Source organism: Maribacter flavus (assembly GCF_008386635.1).
Lineage (GTDB): Bacteria > Bacteroidota > Bacteroidia > Flavobacteriales > Flavobacteriaceae > Maribacter > Maribacter flavus.
In genome coordinates, this window is sequence record NZ_VUOE01000002.1 from 848084 (window position 1) to 870978 (window position 22895).

Annotated in this window: 23 protein-coding genes; 10 read left to right on the top strand and 13 right to left on the bottom strand. The window is 40.8% G+C overall.

Going from position 1 to position 22895, the window contains the following annotated elements; genetic code table 11:
- Positions 1-103: 103 nt before the first annotated feature.
- The 6 genes from F0361_RS14060 to F0361_RS14085 form a co-directional block, all read right to left on the bottom strand.
- The gene (locus tag F0361_RS14060) at positions 104-1039 is read right to left on the bottom strand and encodes a UDP-3-O-(3-hydroxymyristoyl)glucosamine N-acyltransferase (RefSeq protein WP_154919468.1); all 936 of its coding nucleotides are present in this window, start codon (positions 1037-1039) and stop codon (positions 104-106) included.
- 10 nt (positions 1040-1049) lie between these two features.
- The gene (gene efp, locus F0361_RS14065; RefSeq protein ID WP_154919470.1) at positions 1050-1616 is read right to left on the bottom strand and encodes an elongation factor P; all 567 of its coding nucleotides are present in this window, start codon (positions 1614-1616) and stop codon (positions 1050-1052) included.
- Positions 1617-1685: 69 nt separating this feature from the next.
- Complete coding sequence (gene lpxA, locus F0361_RS14070) at positions 1686-2471, bottom strand: acyl-ACP--UDP-N-acetylglucosamine O-acyltransferase (protein ID WP_138258126.1); 786 nt, start codon at positions 2469-2471, stop codon at positions 1686-1688.
- A gap of 10 nt (positions 2472-2481) precedes the next feature.
- Entirely contained in the window at positions 2482-3879 is a 1398-nt protein-coding gene (locus F0361_RS14075) for a bifunctional UDP-3-O-[3-hydroxymyristoyl] N-acetylglucosamine deacetylase/3-hydroxyacyl-ACP dehydratase (RefSeq protein WP_154919473.1), read from the bottom strand.
- On the bottom strand, positions 3876-4898 hold the full coding sequence (gene lpxD, locus F0361_RS14080; RefSeq protein WP_138258124.1) for a UDP-3-O-(3-hydroxymyristoyl)glucosamine N-acyltransferase: 1023 nt from the start codon (positions 4896-4898) through the stop codon (positions 3876-3878). Before lpxD ends, F0361_RS14075 begins: the two co-directional genes overlap by 4 nt.
- A 23-nt stretch (positions 4899-4921) precedes the next feature.
- Complete coding sequence (locus F0361_RS14085) at positions 4922-6154, bottom strand: HD domain-containing protein (protein ID WP_154919474.1); 1233 nt, start codon at positions 6152-6154, stop codon at positions 4922-4924.
- Between the two features lie 242 nt (positions 6155-6396).
- On the opposite strand from F0361_RS14085, the gene porX reads away from it, so the two are divergent.
- The 6 genes from porX to F0361_RS14110 all read left to right on the top strand — a co-directional run bounded on the left by porX (position 6397) and on the right by F0361_RS14110 (position 11233).
- Positions 6397-7941 (top strand): T9SS response regulator signal transducer PorX, encoded by a 1545-nt coding sequence (gene porX, locus F0361_RS14090; RefSeq protein WP_154919476.1) that lies wholly within the window; start codon positions 6397-6399, stop codon positions 7939-7941.
- A gap of 5 nt (positions 7942-7946) precedes the next feature.
- Positions 7947-8357 (top strand): tRNA (adenosine(37)-N6)-threonylcarbamoyltransferase complex ATPase subunit type 1 TsaE, encoded by a 411-nt coding sequence (gene tsaE, locus F0361_RS14095; protein WP_154919478.1) that lies wholly within the window; start codon positions 7947-7949, stop codon positions 8355-8357.
- A gap of 219 nt (positions 8358-8576) precedes the next feature.
- Complete coding sequence (locus tag F0361_RS18735; RefSeq protein ID WP_161598241.1) at positions 8577-8717, top strand: hypothetical protein; 141 nt, start codon at positions 8577-8579, stop codon at positions 8715-8717.
- Positions 8718-9198: 481 nt separating this feature from the next.
- Positions 9199-9483 (top strand): hypothetical protein, encoded by a 285-nt coding sequence (locus tag F0361_RS18900; protein WP_246160897.1) that lies wholly within the window; start codon positions 9199-9201, stop codon positions 9481-9483.
- A 96-nt stretch (positions 9484-9579) separates the two neighbouring features.
- Positions 9580-10779: an alanine dehydrogenase gene (locus F0361_RS14105; RefSeq protein ID WP_154919482.1), complete on the top strand. Its 1200-nt coding sequence runs from the start codon at positions 9580-9582 to the stop codon at positions 10777-10779.
- A gap of 64 nt (positions 10780-10843) precedes the next feature.
- The gene (locus F0361_RS14110) at positions 10844-11233 is read left to right on the top strand and encodes a DUF4258 domain-containing protein (RefSeq protein WP_317131740.1); all 390 of its coding nucleotides are present in this window, start codon (positions 10844-10846) and stop codon (positions 11231-11233) included.
- Here F0361_RS14110 and F0361_RS14115 read toward each other — a convergent pair whose 3' ends face one another.
- Positions 11234-12400 carry a proline dehydrogenase family protein gene (locus F0361_RS14115; protein WP_154919485.1) on the bottom strand — a complete coding sequence of 389 codons (1167 nt, stop codon included), beginning with the start codon at positions 12398-12400 and terminating at the stop codon, positions 11234-11236.
- A gap of 119 nt (positions 12401-12519) precedes the next feature.
- Here F0361_RS14115 and aroB point away from each other — a divergent pair, with 119 nt between their 5' ends.
- Entirely contained in the window at positions 12520-13581 is a 1062-nt protein-coding gene (gene aroB, locus F0361_RS14120) for a 3-dehydroquinate synthase (protein WP_154919487.1), read from the top strand.
- Between the two features lie 110 nt (positions 13582-13691).
- Positions 13692-14030 (top strand): hypothetical protein, encoded by a 339-nt coding sequence (locus tag F0361_RS14125; RefSeq protein ID WP_154919489.1) that lies wholly within the window; start codon positions 13692-13694, stop codon positions 14028-14030.
- A gap of 1 nt (position 14031) precedes the next feature.
- Here the strand turns inward: F0361_RS14125 and F0361_RS14130 are convergent, their stop codons facing one another.
- From F0361_RS14130 to F0361_RS14140, 3 genes are all read right to left on the bottom strand, one after another.
- The gene (locus F0361_RS14130; protein WP_138258116.1) at positions 14032-14547 is read right to left on the bottom strand and encodes a DinB family protein; all 516 of its coding nucleotides are present in this window, start codon (positions 14545-14547) and stop codon (positions 14032-14034) included.
- Positions 14548-14621: 74 nt separating this feature from the next.
- Complete coding sequence (locus F0361_RS14135; RefSeq protein WP_027066901.1) at positions 14622-15101, bottom strand: Lrp/AsnC family transcriptional regulator; 480 nt, start codon at positions 15099-15101, stop codon at positions 14622-14624.
- A gap of 106 nt (positions 15102-15207) precedes the next feature.
- The gene (locus F0361_RS14140) at positions 15208-16317 is read right to left on the bottom strand and encodes a M14 family metallopeptidase (protein WP_154919491.1); all 1110 of its coding nucleotides are present in this window, start codon (positions 16315-16317) and stop codon (positions 15208-15210) included.
- Positions 16318-16464: 147 nt separating this feature from the next.
- Between F0361_RS14140 and F0361_RS14145 the strand changes: the two genes are divergently transcribed.
- Entirely contained in the window at positions 16465-16893 is a 429-nt protein-coding gene (locus tag F0361_RS14145; protein ID WP_246160898.1) for a hypothetical protein, read from the top strand.
- Between the two features lie 313 nt (positions 16894-17206).
- Positions 17207-18673 carry a Gfo/Idh/MocA family protein gene (locus F0361_RS14150; RefSeq protein ID WP_154919493.1) on the top strand — a complete coding sequence of 489 codons (1467 nt, stop codon included), beginning with the start codon at positions 17207-17209 and terminating at the stop codon, positions 18671-18673.
- Positions 18674-18685: 12 nt separating this feature from the next.
- Here F0361_RS14150 and F0361_RS14155 read toward each other — a convergent pair whose 3' ends face one another.
- The 3 genes from F0361_RS14155 to F0361_RS14165 all read right to left on the bottom strand — a co-directional run bounded on the left by F0361_RS14155 (position 18686) and on the right by F0361_RS14165 (position 22876).
- Positions 18686-19642: a sterol desaturase family protein gene (locus F0361_RS14155; RefSeq protein WP_154919495.1), complete on the bottom strand. Its 957-nt coding sequence runs from the start codon at positions 19640-19642 to the stop codon at positions 18686-18688.
- Positions 19643-19738: 96 nt separating this feature from the next.
- Positions 19739-20173, bottom strand: coding sequence for a large-conductance mechanosensitive channel protein MscL (gene mscL / locus F0361_RS14160; protein ID WP_138258112.1), 435 nt, complete (start codon positions 20171-20173; stop codon positions 19739-19741).
- Between the two features lie 12 nt (positions 20174-20185).
- The gene (locus F0361_RS14165) at positions 20186-22876 is read right to left on the bottom strand and encodes a DNA gyrase/topoisomerase IV subunit A (protein ID WP_154919497.1); all 2691 of its coding nucleotides are present in this window, start codon (positions 22874-22876) and stop codon (positions 20186-20188) included.
- Between the last annotated feature and the right edge of the window lie 19 nt (positions 22877-22895).

Genomic DNA, 22895 nt, shown 5'->3' on the forward strand with positions numbered 1-22895 from the left:
AAATTAAAATTAGTTCCTAACGAATTACCCGTTGGTTTGACCCGAGGTATAATTCTGCTGCAAAAATATATGTTTGTCAAAGAATACTAAAGTATTCCGCTTCTTATTTATTGTCCAGTTTTTTTATTATTTCCGGTATTTTTTTTGTGTATGCCAATTGCTTCAGCTTCTCGCGAGATTCTTCAATAGGCGTACCAAAATAGCTTTTACCTCCAGGAACCGACTTTGTAACGCCCGTTTGGCCCATGATGACGGCCTTTTTCCCTATGGTGATGCCACTATTGGTACCCACTTGCCCCCATAGGGTGACTTCATCCTCAATTACCACACAACCGGCAATACCAGTTTGGGAAGCGATCAAACATTTCTTGCCAATAACCGTATCGTGTCCTACATGGACTTGATTGTCCAATTTTGATCCCGCACCTATGGTAGTATCCCCGGTAACGCCACGGTCTATGGTACAGAGGGCGCCCAAGTCCACATTGTCCTCAAGAACGACCCTTCCTCCGGACAACAATTTATCAAAGCCTTCAGGCCTGTTTTTATAATAAAAAGCATCGGCGCCAAGGACGGATCCCGCATGGATCGTAACCCCATTTCCAATGATGCAATTATCATAAATACTCACATTGGCATGAACTACACAATTGTCCCCAATGGTAACATTGTTCCCTATAAATACATTGGGTTGTATTATGGTATTTTTTCCGATGTTGGCCGAATTGGATATCGCTCTGATCGAAGCTACAAAGGGACTGAAATACTGGGTTAGTTTGTTGAAATCCCTAAATGGGTCATCCGAAATCAAAAGGGCCTTGCCCATTGGGCAATCTACCTTTTTATTGATAAGAATTACGGTCGCCTTGGAATGTAAGGCCTTGTCGTAATACTTTGGATGGTCTACAAATACAATGTCCCCTGCTTCCACTACATGGATCTCGTTCATGCCCAACACGGGAAAATCCGGATCACCAACAAAATCGGATTGAATGATTTCGGAAATCTGTTTTAAGGAAAAAGTAGTCGGAAATTTCAAGTACCTAGTTTTATTCTTTTACACGCTCCATGTATGATCCGCTGGAGGTGTCGATCTTAATTTTATCGCCCTCGTTGATGAACAACGGTACGTTAACCTCTGCACCAGTTTCCACTTTGGCTGGTTTTGTGGCATTGGTGGCGGTATTTCCTTTTACCCCCGGCTCCGCATAGGTTACTTCCAAAACTACACTTGCCGGCATTTCAACGGACAGGGGCATGGCATCCTCCGTATTGAACATAATCTTAACCACTTCGCCCTCCTTTAAAAGTCCGGGCGCATCCAAAGCACTCTCTGCTAGGGTAATCTGGTTGTAGTCCTCCGTATTCATAAAGTGGTAGGTCTCCCCTTCCTCATACAGAAATTGGTACGATCGTGTTTCCACACGTACATCCTCAATTTTGTGTCCTGCAGAAAACGTGTTGTCCAATACCTTCCCGGTAGAGACACTTTTTAGTTTGGTTCTAACAAACGCCGGTCCCTTTCCCGGTTTCACATGCAAAAATTCGATGATTTTATAGATATCATTGTTATATCTGATGCACAATCCTTTTCTAATATCTGATGTAGATGCCATTTGTTATATTCTTAAAATGATTTTTGATAATTTATCTGGATAAACCAAAAGTTTGCAAAAGTAAGGTAATTAACTATTACTGAAATACCCTTTCATAATTCCACGTTGCGAATCCCTTATGAACTGCAGAATTTCGTCACGCTCTGGAGTCGCCTCCATTTCGGCCTCCAAAATTTGGACGGCCTGGGTATTGTTGAAATTCTTCTGATATAGAATGCGATATATATTCTGAATCTCCCTGATTTTATCCGATTCATAGCCCCTCCTTCGTAAACCGACGGAATTAATCCCGACATAGGAAAGTGGTTCCCGGGCGGCTTTCACGTAAGGGGGTACGTCTTTTCTAACCAGAGATCCTCCAGTTACAAAGGCATGCTGCCCAACCGATACAAATTGGTGCACTGCGACTAATCCGGCCAAAATAACATTGTCACCAATGGTCACATGTCCGGCCAAGGTAGAGTTGTTGGAGAAAATACAATTGTTGCCCACCAAACAATCATGGGCGATATGGCAATAGGCCATGATAAGACAATTTTTGCCCACCACCGTTTTCATACGATCCGATGTACCTTTATGTATTGTTGCACACTCACGGATGGTCGTTCCGTTTCCAATGACCACGGTCGTTTCCTCGCCCTTGTACTTTAAATCCTGAGGGGGTGCGGATATTACGGCACCAGGAAAAATATTGCAGTTTTTCCCGATTCTAGCACCTTCCATGATCGTGACATTGGAACCGATCCAAGTGCCCTCCCCAATGGTTACGTTGTTATGAATTGTGGTAAAGGGCTCTATTACCACATTCTTTGCAATCTTGGCGCCTGGATGCACATATGCCAGCGGCTGATTCATACTGTCCTTATTATTTTGATTTTACGATTTGGGCCATCAGTTCCGCCTCAGAGACCAATTTATCATTTGCATAGGCATAGGCCTGCATGTGGCATATTCCCCTTCTAATGGGCGAAATCAAATCACATTTGAATATTAAAGTATCACCGGGAAGCACCTGTCTTTTGAACTTTACGTTGTCCATTTTCATGAAAAAAGTCAAATAGTTTTCTGGATCCGGTACGGTACTCAACACCAAAATCCCACCTGTTTGGGCCATAGCTTCCACTTGTAAAACACCCGGCATTACTGGAGCACCTGGGAAATGTCCTACGAAGAAAGGTTCGTTCATAGTTACGTTTTTCATACCCACAACGTGCGAATCAGAGAGTTCCAATATTCTGTCTACCAATAAGAAAGGAGGTCTATGCGGTAACATTTTCATAATTTGGGTCACATCCATCAGAGGCGGTTGACTCAAATCATATTTAGGTACGTTATTTCTTTTTTCAAGCTTTATGATTTTGGAAAGCTTTTTTGCAAATTGGGTGTTAACAAAATGACCGGGCTTGTTGGCTATTACCTTTCCACGAATTCGGGTTCCGGCCAGTGCCAAATCCCCTACAACGTCCAAGAGTTTATGACGGGCGGCCTCATTGGGCTGATGCAAGGTGAGGTTATCCAAAATCCCGTTCGGTTTTACGGATAGCTTCTTTTTATTAAAGGCCTTTTCCAGTTTTTTCATCGTCGCCTCGGATATCTCCTTGTCAACATATACGATCGCATTGTTCAGATCTCCGCCTTTGATAAGGCCATTCTCCAAAAGCATTTCAAGCTCGTGCAGAAAACTAAAGGTACGCGCTGCGGAAATCTCCACCTTAAAATCGGAAAGTTTGTCCAAGGTGGCATTTTGCGTGCCCAATACCTTAGTGCCAAAATCCACCATGGTGGTCACCTGATATTCATCCGCAGGAATAATGGTGATTTCACTTCCGCTTGCTTCATCTTTATAGCTTAGCACATCCTTAACGACATACTCTTCCCGCATTGCTTCTTGCTCAACAATACCCGCGCTTTCCAAAGCTTCTACAAAAAACTTTGCGGAGCCGTCCATAATGGGCGGCTCGGGTGAGTCCAGCTCGATCAGTACATTATCGATTTCCAAACCTACCAGTGCGGCCAGTACATGCTCCGAAGTATGGATTTTTACGCCGTTCTTTTCCAAATTAGTACCTCGCTGGGTATTTACCACGTAATTGGCATCGGCTTCTATAATAGGTTCACCTTCAAGATCTACACGCTTAAATTTATAGCCATGGTCTTCAGGTGCGGGAACAAACTTTATGGTCACGTTCTCCCCGGTATGCAGACCTACTCCGGCAAGGGAAACTTCCTTGGCAATGGTGCGTTGTTTATCATTCGTATTCATCGTCGATCCTTATTTTCCAAGTTGTCGATTCTGTTCATTATTTTAGGTAAGTTTTTAAAATGCACGTACGACTTGTTAAAGTCGCCATAATTCAGTGCCGGTGATCCTTGTAGGACTTCGTTGTCCTTTACATTTCTTCCTATTCCGGATTGCGCCTGTATTTTTACATTATTGCCAATAACGATATGGCCTACGATACCCACTTGACCGCCTATCATACAGTGCTTCCCAATTTTTGTAGAGCCCGCAACCCCTGTTTGGGCGGCAATTACCGTATGTTCCCCAATTTCAACGTTATGGGCAATCTGAATTTGATTGTCTAGTTTCACACCTTTTCTCAGGATGGTGGAACCCAAAGTTGCCCTATCGATGGTGGTACCGGCCCCCACATCTACATTATCCTCTAAAATCACATTTCCCGTTTGGGGAACCTTGCTGAATTCTCCTTCGGAATTGGGGGTGAACCCGAAGCCATCGGCACCAATGATCACACCGCTATGCACGACGCAATTGTTTCCAATGATACTTTCAGAATAAATTTTGGCCCCCGCAAAAACCACAACGTTATTGCCTATTCGCACGTTATCCCCAATATAGACATTGGGGTAAATCTTGACGTTATTTCCAATGGTTACATTACTTCCAATATAGGAAAACGCCCCCAAATACAAATCGTCACCAAATGTGGCGGAATCCGATTTATAAACAGGTTGCTCAATGCCCGTTTTGTTATTCTTGACCTGATTGTAATATTCCAGTAATTTGGAAAAGGACTTATAGGCATCCTCCACTTTGATAAGGGTCGTTTCCAAATCCTGCTCCGGAATAAAATCCTTGTTTACTATGGTGATGGAAGCTTTGGTCTTGTAAATATGGGAAGTGTATTTTGGGTTGGCCAAAAAGGTCAAAGAGCCCTTTTCTCCTTCCTCGATCTTGGCCAATTTGTGAACGGCTATCTCTGGATTTCCATGGACTTCACCCTCTAAAATACCTGCAATTTGACCTGCTGTAAACACCATGGGCACAAATGTAAGAAAAATTGTTATACGGCATCTTTGGGGTAACAGATATAATATTTGGTCACCGTTTTTGACAGTGCCGTAATATTCAAGTGGTCCGAAAGTTTGGCTACATCTACGATTTTCCCATTTTTTCGTAAAATGTGGATGTTTTGGCTTTCTTGATTATAGGCCCTGTTCTCAATTTCCCCGGTGAATATAAAATAGGAGATTTCATCCTCCGTGGATAACCCGAACATCTTGGCAACCTTCTCCTTCCTTCGGGTCAATTTTCCCTTTTTGATGGGCTCTTTTTTAACTTTGATGTGCAGCAGCTTTCTATTTATCAACATTTTGCAAAGTGTAGAGAGCACCTTATCATCCTCTTCCTGCCAATTCTTTACTGCGGATAAAATGTCGATATCGTCCAACTTTGAGAACCGCTCCAGCATTTGAGCGTCAAATCTATCCCGATTAATATCATTTTGTAGAAAGAAAAGTAAAGAGTTGCTCCCTTGTAATTGCCGGCCATTTTTGATCAAGAAACGCGCCCTCTTTAGAATACTGATCAGAATTTGCTCCGCCACCACCCCAGTCTTGTGCAAATATACTTGCCAATACATAAATCGGCGGGCCATCAAAAACTTTTCCACGGAATAAATACCCTTCTCTTCCACTACGAGATTACCACCGTCCACCACATTTAACATGGTGATGAGTCGGTCTGCATTGGTATTTCCTTCGGATACGCCCGTATAAAAACTATCCCTTTTGAGGTAGTCCAATCGATCCATATCCAACTGACTTGAAACCAGCTGATTCAAAAACCTTTTAGGATGTTTCCGTGTAAAAATGGAAATTGCCTCGTCCAATTCTCCGTTGAAAACCTTGTTTAGTTCTTGCATGAATTGAAGCGAAATTTGCTCGTGGCTAACCCCGTTTACGATACTATGTTCCATAGCATGAGAAAACGGACCATGACCAATATCGTGCAAAAGAATCGCTCCCAGAAGTCCTTTTTCTTCCGCCTCCGAAATAGCTACACCTTTAAATCGTAGTACCCGAATCGATTTTTGCATCAGGTACATGCTACCTAAAGCATGGTGGAACCTGGTATGGTGCGCACCTGGATAAACCATATAAGAAAGTCCCATTTGCGATATTCTACGCAAGCGTTGAAAATACGGATGGGCTATCAGGTCAAAAATCAAATCGCTGGGAATCCTAATAAATCCGTAAATTGGATCATTGAATATGGTGAATTTTTTGGGTTTCATTTAAACATTAGAAGTTGCATCCAATTTTCAAAGTTATGTAAATTAATAAGGTAATACCTTGTGTTTAGAATTGAGATGATTTAATTGAGATATGAGAATCTAGATGTAAGATGAGATACTTATTAGTGAAAATGTAAAAAATTAAAAGAGATAAGGAGTTTCTTTAACAATGAACAACGAACAACGAACAGCCAACGGCCAACAGCGAATAGCGAAAAACCAATAACGACTTAGAATACTTGATGAACAAAATAAAAATACTTTGGGTTGACGATGAAGTGGACCTATTAAAGCCACACATTCTCTTCCTTCAAAATAAAAATTACGAAGTAATTACTTGTCAGAGTGGACAGGAAGCCTTGGAAGAATTGGAAAAAACACGGGTGGACATTGTTTTTTTGGACGAGAACATGCCGGGTATTTCAGGATTGGAAACCTTGAGCGAAATCAAGATTATTGATTCCTCATTGCCCGTGGTGATGATTACCAAGAGCGAAGAGGAATTTATTATGGAAGAGGCCATAGGCTCCAAAATTGCCGATTACCTCATAAAACCGGTGAACCCGAATCAAATTTTGTTGTCCCTTAAAAAGAGTCTGGACCATTCCAGATTGGTATCGGAAAAGACCACCAGTAACTATCAGCAGGAATTCCGGAAAATTGCCATGAACCTATCCATGGTGAATTCGTATGAGGAATGGGTAGAACTCTATAAAAAATTGATTTATTGGGAGCTTCAACTCGAACAAATAGAGGACAGTGGAATGTTCGAAATCCTGGAATCCCAAAAAGTGGAAGCTAACAACCAATTTGGGAAGTTCATCGATAAAAATTATGAAGATTGGTTCCACGGAGGCGATGCCCCGGTACTATCCCATACCCTTTTTAAAAATTGGGTAGCCCCCGAAATTAAGGATGAAAAGACACTGTTGATCGTAGTGGACAATTTGCGATACGATCAGTGGTACTCCTTTGAGGATACAGTAGGTTCGTTCTACAAAAAGACCAAGGAAAAATCCTATTACAGTATTTTGCCAACCGCTACTCAGTATGCCCGAAATGCGATTTTTTCAGGATTGACACCTTTGGACATGGAGAAAAAATATCCGGATTGGTGGAAGAACGACACGGATGAAGGAGGGAAAAATCTGTACGAGGATAAATTTTTAGAGGCGCAATTGAAGCGATTGGGACTCGATTTGAAATGGGAATACCATAAGATAAGCAGTTTGAAACAGGGAAAGCAATTGTCCCAAAACTTCAAATCCCAAAAAGATAATGACCTTACGGTGATTGTTTACAATTTTGTGGATATGCTCTCACATAGCAAAACAGAAATGGAAGTCATTAAGGAATTGGCCTCAAACGATAAGGCCTATAGGTCCCTTACCCAAAGTTGGTTCAAAAACTCCCCGTTGTTGGAAATTATCCAACAAGCACAGAGCTTGGGAATGAAATTAATCATTACGACGGACCATGGCACTATCAATGTAAAATCCCCTTCTAAGGTCATTGGGGATCGGGACACCAGCTTAAACTTGCGCTACAAAACAGGCAGAAGTCTTAGCTACGAGGAAAAGGATGTATTCGCCGCCAAAGACCCTAAAAGCATTTTTCTGCCTAATATCAATGTGAGCAGTTCCTTTATATTTGCGAAGAACGATATGTTCTTTGCCTATCCCAATAACTTTAATCATTACGTAAGTTATTACCGTAACACCTATCAACATGGAGGGGTTTCCTTGGAAGAAATGATTGTACCTTTTGTAGTTTTGGAGCCAAAATAGTCTTCATGGAACTTATTTATACCGAAAAGGAACTTCAGAAAACGGCAAATGCCATCCTAGCGGAATTTTCTACAAACATATTCGCCTTTTACGCTCCCATGGGTGCCGGAAAAACGACCCTGATCAAGGCCCTCGTAAAGGAATTGGGTGCCGTTGACGAAGTAAGTAGCCCCACGTTTGGACTGGTCAATGAATATGCTGATGGCGAGGGGAATCCAATCGCCTACCATTTTGATTTTTATCGATTGAAGGATGAAATGGAAGCCTTGGATTTTGGCTTGGAAGACTATTTTAACACCAATGCCTATATTTTTATGGAATGGCCGGAAAAAATCCTATCCCTTTTGCCGGACAACGTATTGGCCTTAAAAATTGAAATTTTGGATACAATAACTAGAAAGATATCCATGGTTTGATCAAGTCATTCGCACAATTACCTCCATTTTCAAATAAAATCAACATCGTTTAGCAAAGGGAATTATTGTATTTTTTCGATGAAATACATGTATATCGATAAAATGTATATTTTTCACGACGAAATGCACAATTTTAACGTTTAAATGCATTTTTTTTGTCCATTATTTCTTACGTTTGCAGTAGAACAATTTGATTACTAACTAAAACCCCTAGTGAAAATGAAAAACAAAAGAACGTTCTTAGCTTCAGTGGCGTTAGGTGCTTTTCTTATAGCAATTGCGGCACCAATTATAACTCTAGATGAAAATGGTCAGCAATTAGGAATTGATAAAAAATCTGTTGTGCTGAAGAGGAAATAATAGTTGATTAGAAACTATTTAACTGTTAAAGGGCAATATATTTGCCCTTTTTTTGTTGTTTAAACATTATATGAATAGTATTGTTTAGATGATAAGGAATAATAGCAGTAAAAAAAGGGCAAAAAAAAAGATTATCATTGAGTCTTTTGTAGTGGTGATAATTGCTCTGGTACCTTTCTTTTTTAAACTTTATGATTTTTTACCTGGGCCAAATTCTGAGAATCCGTCCGGCCCTATTTCATTTTTAGGAATTTCAATTGGAAATAATGGATTTGATAGTGTAGCTACAAATGTGTGGTTTTATATGGGTAAAATAATACCCCTGATTTTATTAGTAATTTGGTTCTTTTCTTCTAAAGATTGGTGGTATCATATTTTAATTATTCCCATAGCAACTTATGCATTCCAGCTTTTCGAATTAATTTTTTCTGAAGATGATATTGTCGATACTGAAAACATTTGGTGGTTAATACCCATATGTATGGTCATTATTCCTTTTGTTTATTTTATTAGGGTCAAACTCTATGACAAATACGTACATGGTATCGATTTGGAAGCCATGGAGGCGGAATTGGAGGAGCTTAAGGAAAAAAATAGTAAAGATGGGTATACCTCAAAAGCTTCCCATGAAAATGACATAGCGGAAGATTTAAAACCCGAGTCGCTCTCCGAAGAAATAAACCGAAAACTTTCCACAGACAATATAGAGCAAGGCCTAAAAATCTTCCAGGACAAACTGCAAAACTGGTTCCATTTCAGGTTTTGACCATCAGGTCTTTCAGTTATATTATTACGAATTCCATTTATCTAAAAATCGTACATTTGATTTAGGACGTATTCATCCTTTTTTAGATATGCCTCTATGAACCAACCAAGCTCTCCATTTAGTAAACAGCAATTAATACCCCAAGAGGAAACTCTTGAGGTCCTACGGCAAAAAGGGGAACTCTTTATAGGTATTCCCAAAGAAAATCAATATCAGGAAAAACGGATCTGCCTCACTCCAGATGCGGTAAATGCCATTACTACTAATGGTCATAGGGTACTTTTGGAATCGGGTGCCGGGGAGGGTGCCAATTTCTCCGATAAAGATTACGTAGATGCCGGAGGAGAAATAACCCGCGATACGAAAAAGGTCCTTTCATGTCCGCTGTTGCTTAAAGTGGAGCCACCTACTCTATCGGAAATAGCCTTGATCCATCCGCAGACTACGGTAATATCGGCCTTACAAATAAAAACCCAGAACAAAAGTTATTTTGAGGAGTTGGCCAAAAAACGGATAACGGCCATTGCTTTTGAATACATTCGTGACGAGGATGGCAAATATCCCGCCGTGCGCTCCTTAAGTGAAATTGCCGGAACTGCCTCCGTACTCATTGCCGCGGAATTAATGGCGGCCACCAATAAGGGAAACGGACTCATGTTCGGGAATATAAGTGGGGTTCCACCGGCAGAGGTGGTCATCATTGGTGCCGGAACCGTTGGGGAATACGCGGCAAGATCGGCCATTGGACTAGGTGCCAACGTGAAGATTTTCGACAATTCCATAACCAGGCTCAGGAATATCCAGACCAATTTAAAACAGACAGTCTACACCTCTACCATACAACCTAAAAACCTGCTCAAATCCTTAAAGCGATGCGATGTCGCCATAGGAGCCACCCGAGGTAAAGGTCGGTCTCCGGTCATTGTAACCAAGACCATGGTGGAACATATGAAAAAAGGTGCAGTGATCATTGACGTAAGCATTGATACCGGCGGGTGTTTTGAAACCAGTGAAATCACGAACCACAATAAACCTACCATTGAAAAGAGTGGGGTTTTACATTATGGTGTACCCAACATTCCATCTCGATATCCTAAAACGGCCTCTGTATCCATCAGTAATATTTTCACCCCATATCTCTTAAAAATTGGTGAGGACGGCGGACTTGAAAATTCCCTGCGTTTTGACAAAGGGCTGCGAAACGGTCTTTATATGTACCACGGCATCCTAACAAATAAATCCGTTGGGGATTGGTTCGACCTTTCCTACAGCGACATCAACTTTCTTATTTTTTAGAAATAGGACTCCAAGCTTTCGGTATTGGCAGTAAACCGCTAATTTTGCTCATCTAATTGTATCCATGACCATGTCTTTTTTAAAGCGATTGGGATTTTATTTGGGCGGATTTGCCATCGGAATTATTTTCTTGGCCATGTTTTTACGAAAGAAATCGGACGAAACAGGAGTCAGTTTCTGTTACTTCCCCAATTGTAGAACCTTAAAGGACATTCGGTCCAAATCCTTGTACTACTCGGACGCCGTTCAGCGTCAACTTTCCGAAAAGGAATTGGATACCTTGGATATTGTTTTTCTTTTGAACGAAGGCAACGTGGATTTCTCAAAGAGCGACACAAAAAGTACTCCTTGCAAAACCTATTTTATCGAAGGAAAACAAAAAGACCAGCAACTGTCCGCTTGGGTCAAAAACTGTAGCGAGAAAGCCAGTATTGAGTCGGTCTCGATCGAGTAACTAGATTTTTCTTCGTTTTCGTTCCTTCTTCAGCAAGGAAAGCTCCCTACTGGTTTGCCCTGCAACGGACGTATTTTCCTCTGCCCTTCTGATGAGATACGGCATAACATCCCTCACGGGGCCAAAAGGTAGGTACTTGGCCACATTATATCCGTGTGCCGCGAGGTTGAAAGAAATATGATCGCTCATACCATAGAGCTGTCCAAACCAAATGTCCTTATGGTTTTTCTCCACTCCTTTTTCCCGCATCAATTCCATAAGTTTATAACAACTATTTTCATTATGGGTACCTGAAAAAATCGACATACCCTCCAGGTTTTCCAGCATATAGGCAATGGTGGCATCAAAGTTTTCATCGGTGGCCGCTTTTGACTCACAAATGGGGCTTGGGTACCCTTTCTCCCTTGCCCGTTCATTTTCCTTTTCCATGTAGGCCCCGCGCACCACCTTGATTCCAATCTTGAAACCGTCCTTTTGTGCCCTTTCGTGCAAATCCCTTAAATAGGGCAATCTGTCCCATCTGTAGGTCTGCAGCGTATTGAAAACTATGGCTTTCTTCTTGTTGTACTTGCGCATCATATCTTCGGCAAGTTGGTCGGCAGCATCCTGCATCCAACTCTCCTCTCCGTCTATTAACAAGGAAACATCCAGGTCATGCGCCTTTTTGCACACTTTGTCAAACCTATTGATGACCCGTTGCCACTCGGCCTCCTCCTTTTCCGTTAATTTTCCGCCTTCACTTATTTTTTGATACAGGACAAACCTTCCAAATCCGGTTGGTTTGAAAACGGCAAACGGTATGGCATCCTTTTCCTTTACAAAATCCAAGATTTTTAGGATCATCTCCGTGGCATTGTCCAACGGGTCTTCCTCATCCTTTCCTTCCACGGAATAATCCAATACGGAACATACTCCTTTTTCGAACATTTTATCCACCACAGGCATACAATCCGCCTCGTTGACGCCCCCACAAAAATGATCGAACACGGTGGCCCTAATGAGCCCTTCTACGGGTAGATGCGCCTTGATGGCAAAATTGGTCATTGCCGTTCCAATTTTGACCAAGGGCTCGTTGGCAATCATCTTAAAAAGAAAATAGGCCCTTTCTAATTCAGAATCTGATTTTAGAGAAAATGCAGTTGCAGTATTCTCAAAAATAGCGTCCATACGCATACAATTTTTAAGGCTCCAAAGATAAAGACAGGATTTCTATTCTATTGAGTAAAATAACCTTTATTTTGCGCTCTTAAATAAAAGATTTTTGGTGTATTCGTAATTCCAATCCCATGCAGTCCATAGTATCAGATTCATATTCGGTCCATTTTGAAAGCAATGCATTTGAAGCCCTAAATTCCCATTTGTCCTCGCACAATTACTCAACCATTTTTATTTTGGTGGACGAGAACACCCATGAATTGTGCCTGTCCCAGTTTATGTCGGAAATTGCAGGGGACTATAATTTTGAGATTATTGAAATTGAATCGGGAGAGGTCAATAAGACTATTGAAACCTGTGTGGGGGTTTGGGAAGCACTATCAGAACTTGGTGCCGATCGTAAAAGTTTGCTCATCAACTTAGGAGGTGGCGTTCTTACCGATTTGGGTGGATTTGTGGCCTCGACTTTCAAGCGGGGGATAAAGTTCATAAATGTCCCCACGACCCTCTTGTCTATGGTGGACGCGTCCGTTGGAGGAAAAACAGGTGTAGATCTTGGGCCTTTGAAAAATCAAATAGGGGTTATCAATCAGCCTGAAATGGTATTAATTGTATCCGACTTTTTAGAATCCTTAAACGAACGACAAATTACAAGCGGTTTTGCGGAAATGCTCAAGCACGGTCTCATACGAAATGCCGATTACTGGGAATCCTTAAAGCAGGTAAGTTCCCTTTATGAACTAAGAGATCATATTTTGCCATCCGTGGCGCTCAAAAATGATATTGTCTTACAGGACCCTACCGAACAAAACATCCGTAAGGTATTGAACTACGGACATACTTTGGGCCACGCCATTGAATCCTACTTTTTGGAAAACGAGAACAAGGAGACCTTGTTGCACGGTGAGGCCATTGCCATAGGCATGATTACCGAGGGCTACCTTTCCCACAAGCTTACTGGATTACCTTTGTCACAATTAGAAGATATAAAATCCACTTTTTTGAAGTATTATGAGAAAGTGTCATTCACGGCCAAGGATATTGACGCCATTCTGGAACTGTTGAAATATGATAAAAAGAACTCCCATGGAAATATCAATTTTGTCCTTTTAAAAGGAATCGGAGAAACCCAGATAGATGTAACCATTTCACCCGAATTATTTCAGGAAGCTTTTGCATACTACATGGAATAAATTCTACATATACTAAAACTACTGTTTCACAACTCTTTAGATATATCAATGCATTAAATAATTAGTTTAGGTTCAAGAATTAAGTATCACAGTAACCAACCTAAACTATTATGACCAGACGACTCATTGATTACAAAAAGTTAGACCATCATCTAGCCACTTTATTAATTGAAAAATACCCTTATGGATATGGGGATGAGGACATTATCGTATTCAAAAATGCAAGTGGTGAATTTGTGGAAGCGGTAGAACTGAGAACGGAAGACACCTTATACTTAGTGAAAATAAGTAAAAGTCTCTCCAACTTTATCGCCAATTTTGAAGATATCATAGAAAAGGAATTGGACAGAAAAACTGCGGCTGATGCTATTGAGGAAGATGAACAAATTATCCCTGAATTGGAGATGAAATACGAATCCGAAGACGAGGATTACTCAGACTTAGACTAGTCTACGCATATTTTTCCAACAGGATATTGGCGTGATGTTTTTGGTGTCCGCTAATGGCAAAACCCAATGCCGCAACACTCCAAGGAATTCCACTGGCAGTACCAACCCTGCCCAACTGGGTATTTCCAAGATTTTTAAAAAGTGTTATAGTCGCATTACGGACGGCTAAATACTCTTCAAGTATTTCCTCCTTGGTCCTATTAAGGCTATTGCTTTCCAAAATGTATGCATCCTGATCAAAACCGGGCAACTCAACTTTGTCATTTCTTGAGAATCTAAATGCCCTATACTGAAAAATGCGTTCCGTATCAATGATATGAATCAACACCTCCGCAACGGTCCATTTAGTATCGGCATAGGCATAACCTAATTTTTCCAAAGGAAGTTCCTTAACATAATCCAGAAACCACTCTTTTCCCTCGTAAAACGAATCCATGAGGTTGACATCTTCCAGGGTGTTGATATAGGTATCGTAAAAATTGGAGGAACCTAAGTTTGGAATTTCTGATTTCTTCATAATATGTGCCGATAGTTTGGTCAAAAAAGCCCAATCAGTTCTTGATCGGGCTTGGAATAAGTGTCAAATAAATACTATAATTCATTAAAAATGGTATGCATCAATCGTTTCTTGTCGTTAAAACTTTCTTCCAACGAAATCATGGTCTCCGTTCTGCTGATGCCATCAATATCATCGATTTTGAAAATGATGTTTTTTGCGTGTGTGGTATCCTTCGCCCTAATCTTACAAAAGATATTAAACTTGCCCGTAGTGATATGGGCAATGGTCACGTTTGGGATTTGATTCAAACGTTCCAAGACAAATTTGGTTTGATGTGTTTTTTCAAGGAATATGCCCACATAGGCTATAAAAGCATATCCAAGCTTTACATAATCCAACGTGAGTGAGGAGCCCTTAATGATTCCTGCTTCCTCCATTTTTTTTACCCTGACGTGAACGGTACCGGCGGAAATCAGTAGTTTTTTAGCAATATCGGTAAAAGGAGTTCTGGTGTTGTCAATCAACATATCCAGAATTTGATGATCAATTTCGTCTAATTTTACTTTACCCATGGTTGATTTATTTTATGCAAAAATAAAAAATATTAAAAAGAATTATAATAAATATTACGTTTTTGTACGAAAATCGTAATGAGTCTAAACTTAACCAAAAATAATTTTATTGTTTGATCAAATCCATGATTTTCTTGGTATTTAGCCAATTCAAATCTTGTTTGATTAAACAATCTTTGGTTACATGTCCAAAATAAATATTTCGTTTATGTCCCTTTTCAGTTATCGTAGGTACAAATTTCACATTGTTATCCTCTAAAACTTCCTTGTATAGTAAGGAAATGCATTCCCCTTCCTGTAAGGATTCATCCAATATATGGGCATTTTCAACAAGAATATCGACAAATAGCTTATTGTTTTCCGGTATTTTAAAATAATTTTCTAATGGGTACGAATCCATTTTGTCATTAGCAATTGTATAAATAGCTTTGTATAGTGCCTGAAAAATCAAATCCCGCGTTCTCTCCCGTTGATAATCACCAGGGAAATGACCGGCTTCAAAAAGTATCGTAGGTATTCCTTCCATTTGAAAAGCATCCCCGACACAATTAGGATTGAAAGAATCGTCAAACCGACCTACCTGACCTGGAACCGATTTTTGTAGTTCCTCATTCATGGCCACTATAATTTTCATGGCGATGCCTCTTGAATCGGAATTATTTCGAGCCTCGTCAAATGATGGCGCCAAAAAGGACACAGTGGCTGGACTTATTGTGCTGCCTACGTTAAAAATGGTCCGTTGATCGTGAAGGTTAAAACAATAGTCCGGTTTGAATTCTTCAAAGACTTTGCGAAGAACCCTACTTTCTGGCTGCGACCTATCCTGTGCGTCCCTATTTAAGTCAATTTGGTTGGCATTTGACCTGGTGTAGGCCTTAGCGCCATCCGGATTGAGAATTGGAATAATCTGTAAAGTAACCTTCCCCAGAAAATCCCCGACCAGTGAGGGGCTTTGCTTTAATAGGTTTAGAAGATCAAGTACTGCTTTGGTAGTGGTAGATTCATTACCATGCATTTGTGACCACATCAATATACGCTTTGGCCCTTGACCAACTCTAACTCCATAAATTGGCCTATCTTTTACGGAACGTCCCAAAACCTTTAAATTAAACGAATTGCCCAGACCATTTAGGAATGCTTCGATATGTTGATTGGTTACGTACCTACCTTGAACGGATGTTACCTTGAAATTTAGATAGTCGTCTTTGTCCGGCATAATTTTTAATTTCGCTCAACGAAAATAATACAAACTATCTTAGAAATCCCAAATTTACTACCGCCCCCTACCTATATGTTTATAGCTAATGGACAATTCGTGAAAGGCAAAACTCCTTGAAAAAATTTAACAAAAGTTTTTGTAGGCATGCTTCAATTCTTCGTGAATAAAAAGGACGATTTTGGTTATTTTGCACCCATGTTTAAAAGAGTACTTTTTGTTTTTATTTTGTTCATTGCTTTGGTCTCCTGTTATGGTCCAAGTAGGGATTGTCAGGCATTTAAAACAGGGGAATTTTTATTCGATTATCAAATTGGGGATTCTCTGAAACAAGGGCGGTTTATACGAGGTGAAAATTTCAGTGTGGATTATTATGAGAACAAAGTTGATAGTGCATCCATTCGATGGATCAATGATTGTGAGTTTGTACTTCAGGACTTGAAGAGCAAAGTAGGCATCCACTATAAAATCATCAAAACGACCGATAGTTCTTACACCTTTGAATATAAAAATGCTGTTAAGGACCCTAATCGAAAAGTCGTCGTAAAAACTGGTACGGCAATCAGGTTAAGGTAAAAAGTTTAAACTCAAGTGCAAGAATCAAGTTCAAGTGCAAAATTTCAACAAAAGATTACCGGTTCCTTTTTAATTATTTTACCATTTCACAAACTAACTGTTTCACTATCTCACCAATACACTATTTCACCAATTCATTATTTTTTTAGGTTTACATAGGTTACGAATCCCATCATCCCGGATTTTATCAAATCAAATTCTTGAATTTTAAGCAGTTTTATCAATTGTTTGAAATTTTGCTGGATTCACACCGAATTTAATTAGTACATTGAAATTCCATTACGAAATTCATAAAATCAACCTTTTAAATAAAATGAAAAAATCAAGTAAACAAAATCAATCAATTAGCCGAAGAAGTTTTGTAAAGAAAAGTGCCATGGCCTCTTCCATATTCATTGTCCCAAGGAACGTTCTTGGAGGGCCTGGGTTCATAGCCCCAAGTGATCAGCTCAACTTAGCGGCCATTGGCTCTGGAGGTAAGGGATTTAGCGATATCACTAACGCATCAGTTAATGGTAGGGAACGTGTAGTGGCCCTTTGCGATGTAGATTTTTCCGGTTCTGCGTCCAAGGCTGTTGAAGCTTTTCCAAAAGCAAAACTTTACGATGACTTTAGGGTGATGCTTGATAAGAAAAAGAATATAGACGCAGTTACCATTTCGACCCCGGATCACGTACATGGACCTGCCGCCAAATATGCCATGGAAAGAGGTATCCATGTGTATGTTCAAAAGCCGATGACCCATAATATAAAGGAAGCCAGAAAGCTCACGCAAATGGCCAGGGAGAACAAAATTGTTAGCCAAATGGGTAATCAAGGTGGTTCCAATCCTCTATTGGGAATGGTCCAAAAATGGATAGACGACGATAAAATAGGTGCTATCAGCAAAGTACAGATATGGACAAACAGACCCGTATGGCCCCAAGGAATCCAGATGCCCAAGGCCGATGCCAGTCTTAAACCAAAGGATCTCAATTGGGACCTATGGTTGGGACCAGCCGAAGAGAGACCTTTCATTCCTAATTTGCATCCGTTCAATTGGCGAGGTTGGTGGGATTTTGGTACAGGTGCATTGGGTGATGTTGGTTGCCATTTGGTGGATATTCCTTTTAGGACCCTAAACTTGAAGTATCCAACGGCCGCTGAGTGTAGTGTCGGTTCTGTTTATACACAGATGTGGACACCGGATTATTATCCAGAAGGTTGTCCTCCATCCTCATTCATCACATTGAATTTTGATGCAACGGAGAAAACCAAGTCGCCCATTGAAATGACCTGGAGTGATGGAGGCATCAGGCCGGCCCATCCAGATATCATTCCGGCAAATGATGATATAGGAGGGAAAAACAGTGCCAATGGCGTTCTGATTATTGGAGAAAAGGGAATCATATCCACCAATATCAACGACAGTTCACCATTGATGCCAAAACTGTATCTAAACGATGGCACTACGGAATTTGGTCCAGAAGTGGAAGAAAATTTAGAACCTGAGTATGGGCACCAGCGAAAATGGGTAGACGCTTGTAAAGCGGGATTTGGAAGTGAGGAACACTTGGCCTTAACATCTTCCTTTGATTATGCGGGCCCAATGACGGAAACCGTACTTATGGGGAATCTCGCCATACGAAGCTACATGCTTAGAAAAGAAAATGAAAAAGGCCAAATGGACTTCTATGCCCGCAAAAAATTATTATGGGACGGTGAAAATATGAGAATCACCAACTTGGAGGAAGCCAATCAATTTGTAGGTAGGACCTACAGGGATGGGTGGGAAGTATAGATTTTTGAACTATCAATTAGGTCTATTAAAGACAACCTCTGGGTTGGCGCTTTTATGTTCGTTAAAAAGACGCTGTTGTTGCTTTACCGTTAAGGTACTGCCATCATGGCTCCAACCTGGAGGTCCAAATATATACATGAACTTATGGGACCATTTGTCCGCTTTCTTCACATCGTTCCATATATCCTTGAACTCATGCGTTAAAATAACTAGGGGATTATAGGAATTTGGTGCGTGAATCACCCCGAATTTCACCTCTATATCATCATCCAATTCCTTCCAAGTCCCGAATATTTTATCAAATATGTTGAGGAACCCCCCGTGGTTTTTATCCAAATACTCTACATTCTGCGAATGGTGCACCTGATGCATCGTATGGGTATTGAAAATCTTTTCTATCCAACCCATTTTGGGTACATACTTGCTGTGTAGCTGAAATTGCCAAAAAGATTCTATCGCCAAACAAAATATCACCACTTCCACAGGAAATCCTATGGCCGGCATCCACATATAGAAAAAGGGTTTGTACAATAAAGTGAACCATCCATTTCTAATGGCGGTACCCAAATTAAAATGATCCGAAGAATGATGCACAATGTGGGCTGCCCAAAGTATCCTAATTTCATGATTGGCCCTGTGGAACCAATAGTACGTAAAATCATCAGCCAGTTGGCACAGTAGGAAAATATACCATTCATAGCCAAAGGATTTATATCCCATGATATTCATTCTAACCCCATCCACCATAGGGTTGAATAGTTCATAGGTAAAATTGAAAACCACAATCAATACGGTAACCTTGATCAACGGACCCAGTATGGCGGATCCGATTCCCATCGCCCCGCTAGCCATTAAATCCTTCCAGACATATAAATCCTCGTCACCATGGGTGTGACTATAGGTAAGTTCCAATAATATGAAAGCAATAAAACAGGGTACTCCGTAAATGAGGGGGTTCGTTAAATCCATTTAATTCCGTGATTTCGCCAAATATAATTAGAAAAGGTTCTTATGAAGCCGAATTAAAATAATTCATTTCTATAAAACTATAAATAATTCAAAAAATTAGCGTTGCTGTTGATTTTTTAGGATGGTATTCTGCTCTTTCATTAAACTTTCCAAATTTGACAGCAGCTCGATGTTTTTTGGAGTCACCACCTCCGCATTGGCGGGATCTTCAGATTTTTCCTTGAACCTATTTATGAACTTGAGCATTACAAAGATGGTAAAGGCTATGATTCCGAAATCTAGGATAACTTCAATAAATTCCCCATAACCAATTGCTACTTCTTCCATGGCTTCAGTTGCTTCCCGTAAAATCCATTTCTTATTACTAAGATTAACATCATCTGTCATCAATGATAAAGGCGGCATAATGACCTTCTTGACCAAGGTATTTACCACTTCATTAAAGGCGGTACCAATGATGATACCAATGGCCATGTCTATCATATTGCCTTTAACTGCAAAATCCTTGAACTCTTTGAACAGACTTTTCATGTATTACCTAAATTAAAATAAAGTAGTTTGACCTTCACCCTGCTCGCCGTCCTTTTCATCACTGTCGTACTTACTTGTAGGCCCTGAGCCATAATTTCCATTTTCTTCTGGAGAAATATTTTCCTCATCCACCACTTCAATATCCTCGGCATCTTCGGGTTCCTTTTCCTCATAAGGCAGCGGATCCAACAGGTTGATATTTTTTACTTTCTCAGGTGTCAGTTGATTGCCCATAGCCTTGATTCCCTTAACTGCTATAAAATCCTCCAGTTCCACCCTCAGGTTTTCCTTTGGATCCTTGCCCCTGGGTTTGGGGAATTCAACTTCTACCACCGGAAGCCAATCGGTTGAAACGATTTCCAAATACGACTTTGAGTGATCAGTAATGAAGGTTTCCTCCTTATTTTCGTTTTCAACATGGAACCTTTTCACATAAAAACGTTCCTTTTCACCCTCCCAATAAATGGCCGAGATTGGTTTGTTGGGATTGTATTTTTCCAGAACGATCATATCCTCGTCAAAATGGGAAGTCAATACGGGCTGAATGGTTTTCACGACCCCTTTTTGTGTAATAATCAGCAAAAGATCATCTCCCTTAAATTCCCCTATGAGTTCTCCCCTACCGTCAACATTCAATCTTCGGACGACATCATCAAACCAGATCTTTCTGGGTTTTAACGTTGAAACGCCCTTTTCCTTGAGCTCTATACGCTTCACGGTATATTTGGTCACCACATTCCCTTTGGAGCTTCTGCCTTTAATAAGCACATCGGCAAAATCGATATCCCACTTCAATTTTTTGATGCTTCCAGCTTGCCTCAGATTCACGGTAACCACTTCGGCTTCCCCATTAGGATTGGCTGAAAAATATAATACCTGTGAATTTGGGGTGCCTGCCGTCAAATCATAGCTTTTGTCCCTTGTAATGGAAGTGACATTGAACCTTTTAATATAGGAGGGGCCTCCTTTACCATCTTTATAAATCATGTTATAAATAGTGCGCTTGTCCTTTTTCTTAAAAACGGCTACGTGGATAATGTTCTTACCCACAAAAGTCTTGGCGTCTACCTTGGTTACCTGCATGGAACCATCCCTAGTAAATACTATGATATCGTCAATATCGCTGCAGTCCGTCACATATTCGTCGCGCTTTAATGAAGTCCCCACAAAACCTTCCTCCCTATTAACATAGAGTTTGGTATTTCTAATAACCACCTTTGTGGCCTCGATATCATCGAAAATGCGTATCTCGGATTTTCGCTCCTTGCCTTTACCATAGGTCTCCTTTAGGTTTTTAAAGTAGTCTATGGCAAATTCGATCAAATGTTCCAAATGGTGCTTCACTTGGGCGATTTTGTCCTCTAGGCTTTCCAAATGTTGTTGGGCCTTGTCCAAATCGAATTTGGAAATCCGTTTGATCCTGATTTCGGTCAGGCGAACGATGTCCTCTTCCGTAACGGGACGCCTCAAATGCGTGGTATGGGGTTTTAAGCCTTTGTCAATGGCAGTGATGACGCCTTCCCAAGTTTCCTCTTCCTCGATATCCCGATAAATCCGATTTTCTATAAAGATTCTTTCAAGCGAAGCGAAGTGCCATTGTTCCTCCAACTCAGAAAGCTGGATTTCCAATTCCTGCCGCAACAGTTCTACCGTAGCATCCGTAGAACGTTTCAGCATTTCCGTTACTCCGATAAACAATGGTTTATTATCCTCAATAATACAGCCTAAAGGAGAAATGGAGGATTCGCAGGCCGTAAAGGCATACAGTGCATCTATGGTCTTATCGGGCGAAATCCCGGATGGCAGGTGGACCAAAATCTCTACTTCTGCAGCGGTATTGTCCTCGATTTTCTTGATCTTGATCTTCCCCTTGTCATTCGCCTTCAGGATGGAATCGATTAACGTAGAGGTATTGGTTCCGTAAGGTATTTCATTGATAACCAGAGTATTTTTATCCAATTGGGAGATTCTGGCCCGCACCCGAATCTTCCCTCCACGTAATCCGTCATTGTAATTGCTTACATCGATAATCCCGGCGGTCGGAAAATCTGGAACCAACGTAAAACGCTTTCCTTTTAGGTGTTTTATGGAGGCATCTATCAGCTCGATGAAATTATGCGGCAGGATTTTGGTCGAAAGCCCCACAGCAATACCTTCCGCCCCTTGGGCCAACAAAAGCGGAAATTTTACCGGTAGGTTTACAGGTTCTTTTTTTCTACCGTCATAACTTAATTGCCACTCGGTGATCTTAGGACTGTAAACGACCTCCAAGGCAAATTTGGACAATCTGGCCTCTATGTATCTTGATGCTGCGGCACTATCTCCAGTAAGAATATTACCCCAGTTTCCTTGGGTATCGATCAATAGATCCTTTTGCCCCAATTGCACCATGGCATCGGCGATGCTGGCATCCCCGTGGGGGTGATACTGCATCGTATGGCCCACAACATTGGCGACCTTGTTATACCTACCGTCATCCAATTCCTTGAGCGAATGCATGATTCGCCTTTGAACAGGCTTAAATCCGTCCTCAATGGCGGGAACGGCACGTTCCAAAATAACATAAGAAGCGTAGTCCAAAAACCAATCCTTATACATACCGGTAACCCTCGTTAGGGCCTCGGACGATTCGTCTTTGTTTGGTTGTTGACCTTCAGATAGATTATCGTTCTGACCGTCGTTCAAATCTTCATTTTCTTCCATTCAGAAGCAATCGTATTTC